At 55.0% G+C, this 1,020-nt stretch carries 1 protein-coding gene; it reads right to left on the reverse strand.

The features are described 5' to 3' along the window. Positions 1-660 (reverse strand): hypothetical protein (locus tag IE178_RS35045; RefSeq protein ID WP_193515069.1); only part of this gene is annotated, 660 nt, incomplete at its 3' end. Positions 661-1,020 lie beyond the last annotated feature (360 nt).

Below are 1,020 nucleotides of genomic sequence, written 5' to 3' on the forward strand. Positions count from 1 at the left end.
GAGCGTCTCTTCATCACAAGGGCTGAAGCCCTTGTTCCATAGCCTGTCTGTCGTTTTGAGTCTGAGGGGGATGATTATCGGGACGGTGGAATCAGGCTTCTTTATCGGGACATCGGGAGGGGCGAGCGAGGGGTCGGTGTATTCCTTGAGTCCGGGCCAGCGGTAGAGATGGGGAACGTCGGCGCGGGCGTGGAGTATCAGCAGACTGTTCGGGTTGCTGCTGATGACGGGGAAGACGGCGGTGGCGACGCGGTGGAAGTCGTTGTCTTCACGCGCGGGACTGCACACGCCGTAGTCCTGGATGTCGAAGAGCAAAGCTGTGTCATAGGTCAGACCGCGGATGTTCTCGGGACGATGGCCGGTGGCGGCGTAGGTGGCGGTGTCGGGCGTACTCAGCCGCTTGGCGGTGTAGACGGAGACGTCCTTGTTCTGGGTCATGATGAGGATGTCGCTGTGCGGATTGACCTTCTTACGGAGATACTCGACATAGGCGCAGAGGATGCCGCGTGTGTCGACACCGGGCGGGTCGACGACGAGGAGTCGCCTCTCGAGACCGCGGATGCGCATTTTCTCGAGGGGGCCGATGACGACTGCCTCGGCACGCGTGAGGTTGCGGCCGAGGTAGCGGCGGAAGTGGTATGTATAGATTGCGCTTTTCATCGGTGTTGCAAAGGTAAGTCACCGTTTGGCCGGTTCTGTTACTAAAATTGTATGGCGGTGCAATTTTAGAATGGTTAATTCTCGACAGAACAAAAGGACATAAGGGCATAAGAACAGAAGTCCCTATGCCGTCAGGACGGCAACTCAACATTATACTACATCAATCTCCAAATAACTGACATCCAAGCGCATAGAAAGCTGTAGTATGATAGATTTTTAAAATTCTATTGTGGAATAAAGTCTGCGTTTTTCAAACGCAATCAATCTATTATCGCTCTTACCGCGCAGGCCGGCGCCTAAGTGCCTCGGCCTACGCGGCTATCAGTAAAATCATCGCCTTGCAGGCGATATGAGCCGAGG

This window comes from Streptomyces griseoloalbus (assembly GCA_014650015.1).
Lineage (GTDB): Bacteria > Actinomycetota > Actinomycetes > Streptomycetales > Streptomycetaceae > Streptomyces > Streptomyces griseoloalbus.